Origin of the sequence: Streptomyces sp. NPDC088706 (assembly GCF_044752765.1) — a bacterium.
Lineage (GTDB): Bacteria > Actinomycetota > Actinomycetes > Streptomycetales > Streptomycetaceae > Streptomyces.
The window spans coordinates 1-13,594 of record NZ_JBIVLW010000001.1; the positions used below are offsets into that span (position 1 = coordinate 1).

Genomic DNA, 13,594 nt, shown 5'->3' on the forward strand with positions numbered 1-13,594 from the left:
CCGTCGTCGCCTTGGTAGGCCATTACCCCACCAACAAGCTGATAGGCCGCGGGCTCATCCTTCACCGCCGGAGCTTTTAACCCCGTCCCATGCGGAACAGAGTGTTATCCGGTATTAGACCCCGTTTCCAGGGCTTGTCCCAGAGTGAAGGGCAGATTGCCCACGTGTTACTCACCCGTTCGCCACTAATCCACCCCGAAGGGCTTCATCGTTCGACTTGCATGTGTTAAGCACGCCGCCAGCGTTCGTCCTGAGCCAGGATCAAACTCTCCGTGAATGTTTACCCGTAATCGGGTGCACACATCACGAGAGCGGAACAACCGGTCGGAATAAGACCCGTTGTTCACAGCGTCCTCGCTGTGTATTGCCTGCCGGTATCACCGAAGCGACCCTGACAGGACTTTTCAAAGGAACCACCAACCTGCCGTAGCAGGCCGGGGTATCAACATATCTGGCGTTGACTTTTGGCACGCTGTTGAGTTCTCAAGGAACGGACGCTTCCTTCGGTCCCGTTTCACCGGGGCCCTCCGGGCGCTTCCCTTCGTTCTTGCGTTTCCGACTCTATCAGACTCTTTCCTGTCCGATTCCCGGTCGAAGCGGGGTGCTTTCGAGGTTCTTCGCTTTCGCGTTTTCCCTTTCCGGCGGTTCCAACTTTACCAGACTCTTTTCGTTCCGTTTCCGGTCCGAATTCGATTTCTGGTGGCCTGTGGGGTGGCCTTGCCTTTCGGCGTGTTCACTACGTTAGCCCATTCCCTTGGCAGCTCATAATCGAGCCTGTCGAGCGAATTGCGGGCATGCCGAATTCACACCCGCCAGGGTGAGTCGTAGGTAGTGGTTTGGCCTCTTCGGGGTTGCTCGATCCGGTCCGATGGACCGTGCCGACAGCTGTACCCGTGTCAAGCGGCTTGGACTACATTAGGCGTCCGCCCCGGGCGCGTCAAGTCGCTCATGGCTCGTCACTTCGCCCCGCGGCGGCGGGGAGCGTGGGCGCGGTACGGGCTGACCGTGGGGTCGTCCGCGATCCAGTAGCGCCACGGCTGGTGTGCCCCGTCTCCGCCGACTCCGGTGCGGGGGCCGCTGCGTACCTGCTCAGACGGGGGCGGGGTGCCGTGGAGTACGGAGAGTTCGGGGAGGGGGCCGGCGAAGAGGTCGCTGCCGTTCAGCGTCCGGTCGACGGCGAGGGCGGTGGCGAGGCGGGCCGGACCTTTGGCCAGTTCCTTGTCATTGCGGGCCGAGGCGCGGCGCTCCCGGGCCAGGCCGGCACCCACGTTGATCTCGCCCGCGCGGAGCAGCACTCCGCTCGCCTGGCCTTCCGGGCCGCAGACCAGGTTGAGGCAGTGCCACATCCCGTAGGTGAAGTAGACGTACGTATGACCGGGCGGACCGAACATCACGCTGTTGCGGGCGGTGCGGCCGCGGAAGGCGTGCGAGCCGGGGTCGGCCTCGCCGGCGTACGCCTCCACCTCGGTGAGGCGCACTTCGATCGTGCCCTCGTCGCTGTGGCGGACGAGCGTGCGGCCCAGGAGGTCGGGGGCGACCTCCTGGACGGATCGGGCGAAGAAGTCGCGCGTCAGGGGTGTGCGGTCAGGGCCTTTGGTCATGCCGTCCGAGGGTACTGGGGAGACGAGCGCGGGAACCGGCTACGGTCATGGCGCGTATCTAGGGTCAGGACCAAGAAGGAGTGATCATGGGCTTCAAGCGGCTGCTCGCGAGCATGGGTGCCGGTGGTGCGTCGGTGGAGACCGAGCTCACCGAGGTGAACGTCGTCCCCGGTGGGGTCGTCCAGGGCGAGGTGCGGATCCAGGGCGGCTCCGTGGCCCAGCAGATCGAGGGGCTCTCCGTCGGTCTCCAGGCGCGGGTCGAGGTGGAGAGCGGTGACCAGGAGACCAAGCAGAACATCGAGTTCGCCAAGGTGCGGCTCGGCGGTGCCTTCGAGGTACAGGCGGGGGCGGTGCACGTGGTGCCGTTCGGTCTGGAGATCCCGTGGGAGACGCCGGTCACGATGTTCGCCGGTCAGCACCTGCGCGGTATGGACATCGGCGTGACCACCGAGCTGGAGATCGCCCGGGCGTTGGACTCCGGTGACCTGGACCCGATCAATGTGCACCCGCTGCCGGCGCAGCAGGCCATTCTGGACGCCTTCGGACAGCTGGGCTTCACCTTCCGCAGTGCGGACATGGAGCGCGGTCACATCCGGGGCACCCGTCAGCGTCTGCCGTTCTACCAGGAGATCGAGTTCGTACCGCCGCAGCAGTACCGCGGGCTTCACCAGGTCGAGCTGACGTTCGTCGCGGACGACCGCGAGATGGACGTGATCCTGGAGATGGACAAGAAGCCGGGGCTGTTCAGCGAGGGCAGCGATTCGTACCGGGCGTTCAAGGTCGGTCTGAACGACTTCCAGCAGACCGACTGGGCGGCGTACCTCAACCAGTGGCTGGCCCAGGTCGGCGGACAGCGCAACTGGCTCTAGGGCTTTAGGGTCGGGCGGAGAACCTGGAGAAGACCTGCTGCCGGGCGGTCGGCGAGTCGCTCGCGGCAGACGAGCCGATCAGGAGAGGTGCGAGACGTGACCGAGCCGAAGAGGGCCCCGCTGCCGCACGACTTCCATCCGGAAGTGCACGCGTTCACCGTGACGAGCAAGGATCTCGCTCCGGGTGCCGTGCTGGGGGACGCGCAGGTGCTTGCGTCCGGGAACACCTCGCCGCACCTGCGGTGGGAGGGTTTCCCGGCGGAGACCAAGAGCTTCGCCGTGACGTGTTTCGATCCGGACGCCCCGACGGGGAGCGGGTTCTGGCACTGGGTGGTCTTCGACATCCCGGCGTCGGTGACCGAGCTGCCGGCCGGTGCGGGCGGCGGTTCGTCCGAAGGGCTGCCCGATGGGGCCCTCCAGGCGCGTAACGACTACGGGTCGAAGGAGTTCGGCGGGGCCGCGCCGCCTGCCGGGGAGAACCACCGCTACGTGTTCACCGTGTACGCGGTGGACACCGAGAAGCTCGGTATCGACAGCGACTCCTCGCCCGCGGTGGTCGGGTTCAACCTCCGGTTCCACACCCTGGGGCGTGCCCAGCTGATCGGTGAGTACGAGGCTCCCGCCGCCGATTAGTTCGTCTGTTGTTTGCCCTGCTCTGGTCTTGGAGAGATCAGAGCAGGGCATTTTTTATTGCGTTGTCCATCGCGGCCTGCCCAGCCAGAGTTGATCCGGGCCTGCCAGGGGGCGGGCGGCACACGGGAGGTGGGCAGGATGCGTGACACGCTGGTTCTCAACGCGAGCTTCGAGCCGCTGTCGACAGTGACGCTCAACCGTGCGGTGGTCCTGATCCTGACGGACAAGGCCGTCGTCGAGCAGTCGCATCCCGAACTCCGTATGCGTGGTGCCGCCGTGGACATCCCGGTGCCCCGGGTGATCAGACTCTGCCGGTATGTACGGGTGCCGTTCCGAAGACAGGCGCCGTGGTCCAGAAGGGGTGTGCTGATCCGGGACCAGCACCGGTGCGCGTACTGCGGGCGGCGGGCGTCCACCGTCGACCATGTGGTGCCGCGTGCCCAGGGGGGTCAGGACACCTGGTTGAACACGGTGGCCTCCTGCGCCGAGGACAACCATCGCAAGGCGGCCCGGACGCCGGAGCAGGCGGGGATGCCGTTGCTGAAACAGCCGTTCGTGCCCTCCCCCGCCGAGGCGATGCTGCTGGCGATGGGGGCCGGTGACCGGGCGGAGCTGCCTCGGTGGCTGGACCGGGCGGCGGCGGCCGCCTAGGACGGTGGCGTACGCGTCGTACGCTTGTCGTCGGAGCCGTGGGCCCGTCCCTGGGAGGGGGCGGGCCCACGTGTGTCAGCGCAGCAGCAGCTGGACGATGGCCACGGTGCCGACGGCGACGATCAGGGCGCGCAGGAGGGTGGGGCTGAGGCGGCGGCCGACCTTGGCTCCTATCTGGCCGCCGATGGCCGAGCCGACCGCGATCAGGACGACCGCCGTCCAGTCGAAGTCCGCGACGAAGAGGAAGAACAGCGCGGCGATGCTGTTGACCACGGCGGCCAGGACGTTCTTGACGGCGTTGAGGCGCTGGATGGTGTCGTCGACCAGCATGCCCATCAGGGAGAGGTAGATGATCCCCTGGGCGGCGGTGAAGTAGCCCCCGTAGACGCTGGCGAGCATCAGGCCGGTGAACAGGAGCGGGCCGCCGTCGGGGCGGGCGGGAGTGCCGGCCCGCTCGCGGCGGCGCTGGACGGCTTTGCTGATGCGTGGTTGCAGGATCACCAGCACGAGGGCCAGGGCGACCAGGACGGGGACGATCGTCTCGAACGCCGTGGAGGGCAGGGCGAGCAGGAGGGTGGCGCCGGTGAGGCCGCCGATGGCGGCTCCGACGCTCAGTCTGAGGATGCGGCGGCGTTGGCCGGCCAGTTCCTTGCGGTAGCCGATGGCTCCGCTGACCGAGCCGGGGATGAGGCCCAGCGCGTTGGAGACGGTGGCGGTCACCGGCGGAAGGCCGGTGGCGAGCAGGACGGGGAAGGTGATCAGGGTGCCCGAGCCGACGATCGTGTTGATCGTGCCCGCACCGACTCCCGCCGCGAGGACGGCGAGTATTTCCCAGATGGACAAGGCCATCTCCTTCGATGGTCAGTGATGCCTCCCCGCCATGAAGGTCGAGGGGCCTCACTGATCATGCACGAAGAGGGTGGCGCGTCAGGAGACCGGGGGTTCTTGGCGTCGTTCCACCGCGGTGCCACCGGAGTTGCCCCCGTTGCCGTTGCCGCCGTTGCCCCCGGTGTTGAAGCCGGGGGCGCCGCCGCCGAGGTTGCCGAAGGCTCCACTGAGGCCCTTGAGGGCGTCGCCGATCTCACTGGGCACGATCCAGAGCTTGTTGGCGTCACCCTCGGCGATCTTCGGGAGCATCTGGAGGTATTGGTACGAGAGCAGCTTCTGGTCCGGGTCCCCTGCGTGGATGGCCTCGAAGACCGTGCGGACGGCCTGGGCCTCACCCTCGGCCCTGAGGGCCGCTGCCTTCGACTCACCCTCGGCGCGCAGGATCGCGGACTGCTTCTCGCCCTCGGCGGTGAGGATCTGGGACTGCCGGATGCCTTCGGCGGTGAGGATCGCGGCGCGCTTGTCGCGGTCGGCGCGCATCTGCTTCTCCATCGAGTCCTGGATGGAGGTGGGTGGTTCGATCGCCTTGAGCTCGACGCGGTTGACGCGGATGCCCCACTTGCCGGTGGCCTCGTCGAGGACGCCGCGCAGGGCCGCGTTGATCTCCTCGCGGGAGGTGAGGGTGCGCTCCAGGTCCATGCCTCCGATGATGTTGCGGAGGGTGGTGACGGTGAGCTGCTCGATCGCCTGGATGTAGCTGGCGACTTCGTAGGTGGCGGCTCGGGCGTCGGTCACCTGGTAGTAGATGACGGTGTCGATGTTGACGACGAGGTTGTCCTGGGTGATCACCGGCTGCGGCGGGAAGGGCACGACCTGTTCACGGAGGTCGATCCGGTTGCGGATCGAGTCGATGAACGGGACGACGATGTTCAGGCCCGCGTTCAGGGTGCGCGTGTAGCGGCCGAAGCGCTCCACGATGGCGGCGCTGGCCTGCGGAATGACCTGGATCGTCTTGATCAGGGCGATGAAGACGAGCACCACCAGAATGATCAGGACGATGATGATCGGTTGCATCGTGTCTCTCGTGCCCTTCGGTTGCCGACGGATCGCGGTGATCGCGGTGATCGGGGTCGGATCGTCATGGGGATGCGGACGGGGGCCGGTCGCCGGTGAGTTCGGGCCCGGACCCGGTTCTCATGATGATCGACATGATCGACTTCGAGTCTCGCAGAACCGGGCCCGCCTCGTGCACGGTTCGCTCACATGACGACGGCCGTCGCTCCGTCGATGTCCACGACATCGACCTGTCGGCCGGGTTCGAAGACCTGGTCCTCGTCGAGCGAGCGCGCCGACCAGACCTCGCCGGCGAGCTTGATGCGGCCGTCGGCGGCGCTGACCCGTTCCAGGACGACCGCCTGACGGCCCTTCAGGGCGTCGATGCCGCTGGCATGGCCGGTCCCTCCGGCCCGGTGTCTGGCCGCGATCGGCCGCACGACGGCGATCAGCGCCACCGAGACCACGACGAAGATCAGCACCTGGGCCACGATGCCGCCGCCGAGCGCGGCGACGACGGAAGCGGCCAGCGCCCCGACGACGAACATTCCCAACTCGGGCATCGCGGTCAGGACGAGCGGGATGCCCAGCCCCACCGCGCCGATCAGCCACCACACCCATGCGTCGATGTCCACATGGTCATCGTAGGACTGTCGGTGCGTCACCGACAGGGCGCAGGGGTGGTCAACTGCGGTACGCGCCCGGCGGATTGCGCCAGGCCGGTTGCTCGCAGGTGGGCGCCGGGTCAGGAGAGCGGCAGGCCGTGGGCGGTGTAGCGGTCGCCGGTGTGCTCGACGATCAGTGGCAGGCCGAAGCAGAGCGAGAGGTTACGGGAGCTGAGCTCGGTCTCCATGGGTCCGGCCGCGAGGACCTTGCCCTGCCGGATCATCAGGACGTGGGTGAAGCCGGGCGCGATCTCCTCGACATGGTGGGTGACCATGATCATGGAGGGGGCGTACGGGTCGCGGGCGAGCCGGCCGAGGCGGCGTACCAGGTCCTCACGGCCGCCGAGGTCGAGTCCGGCCGCGGGCTCGTCGAGGAGCAGCAGCTCGGGGTCGGTCATCATCGCGCGGGCGATCAGAGCGCGCTTGCGCTCTCCTTCGGAGAGCGTGCCGAACTTGCGGTCCAGGTACTCGGTCATGCCGAGGCGGTCCAGGAAGGCGCGGGCGCGCTCCTCGTCGACGGCCTCGTAGTTCTCGTGCCAGGTGGCGGTCATGCCGTACGCGGCGGTGAGCACCGTCTGCAGCACGGTCTGCCGCTTGGGCAGCTTGTCGGCCATCGCCACGCCCGCCATGCCGATGCGGGGGCGGAGTTCGAAGACGTCGGTGCCGACGCCGCCCAGCTGCTCGCCGAGGACGGTGGCCGTTCCCCTGCTCGGGAAGAGGTAGCTGGACGCGAGGTTGAGGAGCGTCGTCTTGCCGGCGCCGTTGGGGCCCAGGATGATCCAGCGCTCCCCCTCCTTGACCGACCAGGAGACGTCGTCCACCAGAGCGCGTCCGTCGCGGACCACGGATACGTCCACCAGCTCCAGTACATCGCTCATGAGCGCGTTGTCTCCCCATGCAGTCTCGTCGAGATCGTCGCGTGCCTGTGGGCACAGTCCCAGGGAAAACCTACGCCACCGCGCGAGTGGTCCGGCCGTGAGGTCCGTCCCCGGTCCGTTCCCTAGGCTGTCCCCATGCTTGTGGAACCACGTTCAGGGTTGTTGGCCGCCTGGGGGAACGCGCTTCTGGCGGGACTTGTCTCGCCGGACGACGCGGCGCTGGCGATCGTCGGGGAGGACGCGGTGCACCGCGTCGAGGGGCTGCCGGGTGAGACGGGGCCGGTCGGGCTCACGCTGGCGCTCGGGCGGCTGCGGGCGCTGGGGGCGACCGGTTTCCGGGTCGCGCTGCCGGTGCCGGGACATCCGCTGGGGCTGAGCGGTCCGCCCGACTTCAACGCGCGGGCGCTGGAGGCGGAGGAGGCGGTGATCGCGTACGGGGTGCCGTACGGGCTGGTGCCGGACGTGAGCGAGGTGGGTCCTGAGGGGGATCTGCACATCGAGGTGGTGTGGCGGGTGCTGCCGGTGCGGGAAGCGCCGCCGGCGGACGTGCCGTCGCTGGGCGAGGCGGAGCGGGAGCTGGCGGAGGCGCTGCGGGACGCGACGGCGGTGCTGTCCCGGCTGGACGTGGCCGGCTCCGGTCCGGTGGCGGAGGCGGCGGTGGACGCGTACCGGGCGCGGGCGGAGGGGGGCCGGGGGCGCGATGTGCTGGCGCCCGGGTATCCGCCGCGGGCGGTGCGGGTGCTGGAGTTGGCGCAGCGGGTGGGGCTGCTGGTCTCGGTGGCGTACGGGTCCGGGCACGGGGGTGCGGTGAGCGCGTCGGAGATCGCGGCGCGGGGGGCCGCGTTGCGGCCGGTGGAGCGGGTGGCTCGGCGGGCTCAGGTGGCGGCCTACAACGCGTATGTGGAGGGCGGGGAGGTTCGGCGGTAGGCCCGCGGGCCTTTGTCCTCAAGCGCCGGACGGGCTGGGGTGGGTGCCCCTGGGCGGGGGCCCTTCTGGCGCGGGGGACCCACCGTGAGGGTTCCGTCCTCAAACGCCGGACGGGCTGGGGAGGCGCAGGACGGGGTGGGGAGGCGCCGGACGGGGTGGGGAGGCGCCGGACGGGGTGGGGAGGCGCCGGACGGGGTGGGGAGGCGCCGGACGGGGTGGGGAGGCGCCGGCTGACTGGGAAGGGGGGGTCGGGTCGGGTTGTGTCAGCCTGCGGCGCCGTTCCGTACCGCCCACAGTGCGGCCTGCGTGCGGTCCGCCAGGTCGAGCTTCATCAGGATGTTCGAGACGTGCGTCTTGACCGTCTTCTCGGAGAGGACGAGGGCGCGGGCGATCTCGCGGTTGGAACGGCCGTCGGCGATGAGGCCGAGCACCTCGCGTTCGCGTTCGGTCAGGGTGCTCCCCCGGCCCGTACCGCTGCCCGCGTCGTCCTGGGTGAGGAGCGCGCCGGCGACCTCCGGCTGGAGCAGGACGTGTCCGGCGTGGACCGAGCGGATGGCACCGGCCAGGGCGTCCGGGTCGACGTCCTTGTAGACGTAACCGGAGGCTCCGGCGCGCAGGGCGGGGACCACCGTGCGCTGTTCGGTGAAGCTGGTGACGATGAGGACCTTGGCCGGGTTGTCGAGCTGGTGGAGCCTGCGCAGGGCCTCGATGCCGTCGGTGCCGGGCATCTTGATGTCCATGAGGACGACGTCGGGCCGGAGCTCCTCGGCGCGGGCCACGCCCTCGGCGCCGTCGGACGCCTCGCCGACGACTTCGATGTCCTCCTGGATCTCCAGGAAGGTGCGCAGTCCGCGGCGGACCACCTGGTGGTCGTCGACCAGCAGCACCCTGATGATCTTGTCAGCCACCGGGGACCTCCATCTCGATCGTGGCGCCCTTCCCGGGCTCCGAAACAACGGTCAGCCGGCCGCCGACGCTCTTGGCCCGGTGGCGCATGGAGACCAGTCCCAGGTGACGGCCCGCCCGCCGGACGGCGGTGGGGTCGAACCCGATGCCGTCGTCGGTGACGCGCAGGACGGTCGAGGTGGCGTGCCGGGCCAGGGTGACGTCCACGTGCTCCGCGCCGGAATGGCGCAGGGCGTTGTGCAGGGCCTCCTGGGCGACCCGGAGCAGCGCCTCCTCGTGGGCGGCGGGCAGGGCGCGTACACCGCTGCTCCCGAAGGTGACCGCGGCCGCGTGGGCCCGGTCCAGGACCTGGATCTGGGTACGGAGCGTGGCGATCAGCCCGTCCTCGTCGAGCGCGGCCGGGCGCAGTTCCACGACGGCCGCGCGCAGCTCGTCGACCGCTTCGGCGGCGAGTACGGCGACCTGCTGGAGCTCCCCTTTCGCGCGGGCCGGGTCGCGGTCGACGAGCGCGGCGGCGGCCTGGGCGGTGAGCCGGAGCGAGAACAGTTTCTGGCTGACCGCGTCGTGCAGCTCGTGGGCGAGGCGGGAGCGCTCCTCGGCGATGGTCAGCTCGCGGCTGCGCTCGTAGAGGCGGGCGTTGGTGAGGGCGATCGCGGCGTGCTGAGCGAGGATCGAGAGCAGCTCCTCGTCCTCGGCGGTGAAGCCGCAGCCGCCGTCGGGCTTGGGGGACATCTTGTTGGCGAGGAAGAGGGCGCCGATGATCTCGTCGCCGTCCGTGATGGGCAGGCCGAGGAAGTCGGACATGTCGGGGTGGGCCTCCGGCCAGCCCTCGAAGCGGGGGTCCTCGCGGACATCGGCGAGCCGTTCGGGCTTGGCCTGGTGGAGCATCGCGGCGAGGATGCCGTGCTGCCGGGGCAGCGGGCCGATGGCCTTCCACTGTTCGTCGCTCACGCCGTCGACCACGAACTGGGCGAAGCCGCCGTGGTCGTCCGGGACGCCGAGGGCCGCGTACTGGGCGTCGAGCAGCTCACGGGCGGAGGCGACGATCGTCTTGAGGACGTCTCCTACTTCGAGGTGCCGGCTCATGGCGAGCAGCGCGGCACTCACCGCGGCGAATCCCGACGGTGGGCGATGACTCATGGGATCACCGTACCGGCGGGGGCAGGGCGGCCGTATCGGACCGAGGACGCGGCCCGTGGGCCGGGGACCTAGGCCGCTCGCGGCCCGTGCCCGGCCGCAGGTCCTAGGACCACTCCGGTCCTAGGCCCAAGTGCCGGGTGCGGGTGCGGGTGCGGCTCCTGGGCGAGGCGGGGCGCGAGCGGGGCTTCCTACGTTGGAGTCGCCGGGGTCACCCGGTGGACGCCGACGTTCCGAGGAGGGTCACCATGCCGGTTGCGTTGATCACGGGTGGTTCGAAGGGGCTGGGGCGCGCCCTCGCCGAGGCGCTGGCCCGGCAGGGGTGGGATCTGGTGCTGGACGCGCGGACCTCCGTAGTGCTGGAGGCGACGGCGAAGGCGGTGCGGGAACGGTACGGGACGCGGGTGGTGGCCGTGCCGGGGGATGTGACGGACACGGCGCACCGGGCGGAGCTGGTCGCGGCCGCCGGGGAGCTGGGCGGGCTCGATCTGCTGGTGAGCAACGCGAGCGTGCTGGGCGCCGAGCCGCTGGTCCGGCTGGAGGCGCAGCCGCTGGAGGGGTTGCGGCGGGCGCTGGAGACGAATGTGGTTGCCGCGCTCGGTCTCGTACACGAGGCGTTGCCGCTGCTGCGTGGTTCGGCCGCGGGGGCCGTGGTGACGGTCAGCTCGGACGCGGCGGCGGAGCCGTACGGGACGTGGGGCGGTTACGGGGCGTCGAAGGCGGCGCTGGACCAGCTGGCGGCGGTGCTGGGCGTGGAGGAGCCCGGGCTGCGGGTGTGGTCGGTCGATCCGGGGGACATGGACACGGATCTGTACGAGGCCGCGGTGCCGGATGACGGCGCGGAGAGGCGGCCCTCACCCGCGAGCGTGGTGCCCGCGTTCCTGCGGCTGGTGCGGGAGCGGCCGGCCAGTGGGCGGTTCGCCGCTCCGGCTCTGCTGGAGGAACCGGTGGCTGCGGACAGGGGTGCGCGGTGAGTGCGGTAGGGGCGGCGAGGCCGGAGGGGGGCGGTGGCGCTCCGGTGGAGGGGGGCGGTGGCGCTCCGGTGGAGGGGTGCGGTGGCGCTCCGGTGGAGGGGTGCGGGCCCCGGTGGGTGGAGGGTGCCGGGGCTTCGCCCGTGGGGTGCGGGCTCCGGTGGGTGGAGGATGCCGGGGCTTCGCCCGTGGGGTGCGGGCGGGCCGGCGAGGACCCGTCACCAGCCGTCGGGGCTTCGCCCCTGGAGGCGTTGCGGGTGCCCGCGGAGTTGTCGGCGCGGGTGCCGGCCGAGCAGCGTGGGTCGGGGCGGGACGACGTACGGCTGCTGGTGACCCGGGGGACGGAGGTCTCGCACCACGCGTTCCGGGAGCTGCCCGGGCAGCTCCGGGCCGGGGACGTGCTGGTGGTGAACACGTCGGCGACGCTGCCGGCCGCGGTGAACGGGCGCGTGGGCGGCGAGCGGGTCGTCGTGCACTTCTCGACGCGGGGTGAGGACGGGCGGTGGGCGGTGGAGCTGCGGACGCCGGGGGCGCCGGGGGCGCCGGGGGCGTCGGGGGCGTCGGGGGCGTCGGGGGCGTCGGGGGCGTCGGGGGCGTCGGGGGCGTCGGGGGCCACCGTGCCACGCCCGGGTGGGCCCGCCGGTTGCGTGGTGCGGCTGCCGGGCGGGCGGCAGCTGGTGCTGGAGGAGCCGCTGGGTCCCGCGGTGGGGGCGCGGCTGTGGTGGGCGCGGGTGCCGGACCGGGTGCCGGAGCTGTTGCGGCGGTACGGGCGTCCGATCAGGTACGGGTACACGGAACGGGACCAGCCGCTCTCCGCGTACCGGACCGTGTTCGCGGTGGAGGCGCCGGACGGGAGCGGTTCGGCGGAGATGCCGAGTGCGGTGCGCCCCTTCACGGCCGCCCTGGTGGCGGAGCTGGTGAGCCGGGGGGTGCAGTTCGCTCCGCTGTCGCTGGATACGGGGGTGGCGTCGGCACAGGCGCACGAGCCTCCGTACCCCGAGCGGTTCGCGGTGCCGCCGACGACGGCATGGCTGGTGAACGCGGCGCGGGCGGCGGGCGGCCGGGTGGTCGCGGTGGGGACGACGGCGGTGCGGGCGCTGGAGTCGGCGGTGGACGCGGACGGGGTGGTACGGCCCGTCGCGGGCTGGACGGACCTGGTGGTCACGCCGCGCCGGGGCGTGCGGGTGGTGGACGGGCTGCTGGCCGGGCTCCACGAGCCGCAGGCCTCGCACCTGCTGATGCTGGAGGCGGTCGCGGGCCGTGCGGCGCTGCGACGTGGGTACGAGGCGGCGCTGGAGCGGCGCTACCTCTGGCACGAGTTCGGGGACGTGCACCTCATCCCGCCGAATGAGGAACGTAACACTCCGGATTGCTTCAGCAACGACCCGTGAGCCAACCGCCTCGGCGGTGTGAGCCCGGGCATAGGGCCCACGTCACTTACGAACGTACCTAGTGGACCTAAAAGGGCGTTTTAGGTAATCAGGATCGGGTGTTATTTCGGACGAACAGGACCCTGTTCCACTACCCGGCTTCGTACGTCACACCTTTGCCACGCGATTTTGCTGCCGCTAAGAATTGCTCTCGTCCCCGACGGAGGTGCGCATCGCCGCCTCCGGTCTCGTCCTCCGTGAGGACACCTGAGCATTCGAAGAGGTAGCCCTACATGTCTGCGACTCGCATCCCCAGCCGTGTCCGTCGTCTGAACAAGGTCCAGAAGATCTCCGTGGCCGGTGTGTCGGCCCTGGCCGTCGCCTCCCTGACCTTCTCGCTCGTCCCGTCGAACGCCGAGGCCGAGGTTGCCCCGCAGGCAGCCGGCGCTGCCGCTCCCGTGGCTTTCACCGGAGGCTCCGCACAGGCCAAGACCGTGCAGGACAGCCTCATCGAGCAGCACTCCACCGCCGAGCAGCTCGTGAAGGCCGCCGACGCCGCCAAGGCCAAGGCCGCCGCCGAGACCAAGGCGAAGGCCGCGAAGGCCAAGGCCGCCGCCGACGCGAAGGACAAGGCCGCCAAGGCCAAGGCCGACGCGAAGAAGCGCAGCTCCGAGGCGGCCAGCCGCTCCACCGCACGCAAGCCCGTCTACGCCAACAACCTGGACGGCTGGATCCGCGAGGCGATGGCGATCATGAAGAAGGAAGGCATCCCCGGCTCCTACAGCGGGATCCACCGCAACATCATCCGGGAGTCCAGCGGTAACCGCTGGGCGATCAACAACTGGGACATCAACGCCCGGAACGGCATACCCTCCAAGGGCCTGCTCCAGGTGATCCAGCCGACCTTCGACCGGTACCACGTCAAGGGCACCAAGAAGGACCTCTACGACCCGGTCGCCAACATCGTCGCCGCCTGCAACTACGCGGCCGACCGCTACGGCTCGATGGACAACGTCAACAGCGCGTACTGAGCCCAGCCGTACCCACGCCGGAGGCCGGCACCCCCGCGGGGGTGCCGGCCTCCGGCGTCGTTCCGTACCGGCGG

At 70.3% G+C, this 13,594-nt stretch carries 14 protein-coding genes and 1 rRNA gene; 7 read left to right on the forward strand and 8 right to left on the reverse strand.

Annotated features, from left to right (window positions below):
• A 16S ribosomal RNA gene (locus ACIQAK_RS00005) occupies positions 1-277 on the reverse strand; the annotation flags it as partial.
• A gap of 679 nt (positions 278-956) precedes the next feature.
• The gene (locus ACIQAK_RS00010; RefSeq protein ID WP_366388578.1) at positions 957-1,601 is read right to left on the reverse strand and encodes a DNA-3-methyladenine glycosylase; all 645 of its coding nucleotides are present in this window, start codon (positions 1,599-1,601) and stop codon (positions 957-959) included.
• A gap of 86 nt (positions 1,602-1,687) precedes the next feature.
• Here ACIQAK_RS00010 and ACIQAK_RS00015 point away from each other — a divergent pair, with 86 nt between their 5' ends.
• The 3 genes from ACIQAK_RS00015 to ACIQAK_RS00025 all read left to right on the forward strand — a co-directional run bounded on the left by ACIQAK_RS00015 (position 1,688) and on the right by ACIQAK_RS00025 (position 3,754).
• A complete protein-coding gene (locus tag ACIQAK_RS00015; protein WP_366388577.1) occupies positions 1,688-2,470 on the forward strand; it encodes a sporulation protein in 783 nt (260 codons plus the stop codon).
• 96 nt (positions 2,471-2,566) lie between these two features.
• Positions 2,567-3,103, forward strand: coding sequence for a YbhB/YbcL family Raf kinase inhibitor-like protein (locus tag ACIQAK_RS00020; protein ID WP_366388576.1), 537 nt, complete (start codon positions 2,567-2,569; stop codon positions 3,101-3,103).
• A 138-nt stretch (positions 3,104-3,241) separates the two neighbouring features.
• Entirely contained in the window at positions 3,242-3,754 is a 513-nt protein-coding gene (locus ACIQAK_RS00025) for an HNH endonuclease (RefSeq protein ID WP_366388575.1), read from the forward strand.
• Between the two features lie 75 nt (positions 3,755-3,829).
• Here the strand turns inward: ACIQAK_RS00025 and ACIQAK_RS00030 are convergent, their stop codons facing one another.
• The 4 genes from ACIQAK_RS00030 to ACIQAK_RS00045 all read right to left on the reverse strand — a co-directional run bounded on the left by ACIQAK_RS00030 (position 3,830) and on the right by ACIQAK_RS00045 (position 7,178).
• The gene (locus tag ACIQAK_RS00030; protein ID WP_366388574.1) at positions 3,830-4,597 is read right to left on the reverse strand and encodes a sulfite exporter TauE/SafE family protein; all 768 of its coding nucleotides are present in this window, start codon (positions 4,595-4,597) and stop codon (positions 3,830-3,832) included.
• An 84-nt stretch (positions 4,598-4,681) separates the two neighbouring features.
• On the reverse strand, positions 4,682-5,656 hold the full coding sequence (locus ACIQAK_RS00035) for an SPFH domain-containing protein (protein WP_366388573.1): 975 nt from the start codon (positions 5,654-5,656) through the stop codon (positions 4,682-4,684).
• 185 nt (positions 5,657-5,841) lie between these two features.
• Entirely contained in the window at positions 5,842-6,270 is a 429-nt protein-coding gene (locus ACIQAK_RS00040) for an NfeD family protein (protein WP_366388572.1), read from the reverse strand.
• 110 nt (positions 6,271-6,380) lie between these two features.
• A complete protein-coding gene (locus tag ACIQAK_RS00045; protein ID WP_366388571.1) occupies positions 6,381-7,178 on the reverse strand; it encodes an ABC transporter ATP-binding protein in 798 nt (265 codons plus the stop codon).
• 135 nt (positions 7,179-7,313) lie between these two features.
• On the opposite strand from ACIQAK_RS00045, the gene ACIQAK_RS00050 reads away from it, so the two are divergent.
• Positions 7,314-8,105, forward strand: coding sequence for a hypothetical protein (locus ACIQAK_RS00050; RefSeq protein WP_366388570.1), 792 nt, complete (start codon positions 7,314-7,316; stop codon positions 8,103-8,105).
• 263 nt (positions 8,106-8,368) lie between these two features.
• Here the strand turns inward: ACIQAK_RS00050 and ACIQAK_RS00055 are convergent, their stop codons facing one another.
• Both ACIQAK_RS00055 and ACIQAK_RS00060 read right to left on the reverse strand, forming a co-directional pair.
• Positions 8,369-9,013: a response regulator transcription factor gene (locus tag ACIQAK_RS00055; RefSeq protein WP_366388569.1), complete on the reverse strand. Its 645-nt coding sequence runs from the start codon at positions 9,011-9,013 to the stop codon at positions 8,369-8,371.
• Positions 9,006-10,151, reverse strand: coding sequence for a GAF domain-containing sensor histidine kinase (locus ACIQAK_RS00060; protein ID WP_366388568.1), 1,146 nt, complete (start codon positions 10,149-10,151; stop codon positions 9,006-9,008). The genes ACIQAK_RS00055 and ACIQAK_RS00060 overlap by 8 nt, the downstream gene beginning before the upstream one ends.
• Before the next feature lie 245 nt (positions 10,152-10,396).
• Between ACIQAK_RS00060 and ACIQAK_RS00065 the strand changes: the two genes are divergently transcribed.
• From ACIQAK_RS00065 to ACIQAK_RS00075, 3 genes are all read left to right on the forward strand, one after another.
• Positions 10,397-11,122 (forward strand): SDR family oxidoreductase, encoded by a 726-nt coding sequence (locus tag ACIQAK_RS00065; RefSeq protein ID WP_366388567.1) that lies wholly within the window; start codon positions 10,397-10,399, stop codon positions 11,120-11,122.
• 185 nt (positions 11,123-11,307) lie between these two features.
• Positions 11,308-12,510: an S-adenosylmethionine:tRNA ribosyltransferase-isomerase gene (locus tag ACIQAK_RS00070; RefSeq protein WP_366388621.1), complete on the forward strand. Its 1,203-nt coding sequence runs from the start codon at positions 11,308-11,310 to the stop codon at positions 12,508-12,510.
• Between the two features lie 272 nt (positions 12,511-12,782).
• Positions 12,783-13,520 (forward strand): transglycosylase SLT domain-containing protein, encoded by a 738-nt coding sequence (locus ACIQAK_RS00075; protein ID WP_366388566.1) that lies wholly within the window; start codon positions 12,783-12,785, stop codon positions 13,518-13,520.
• Positions 13,521-13,594 lie beyond the last annotated feature (74 nt).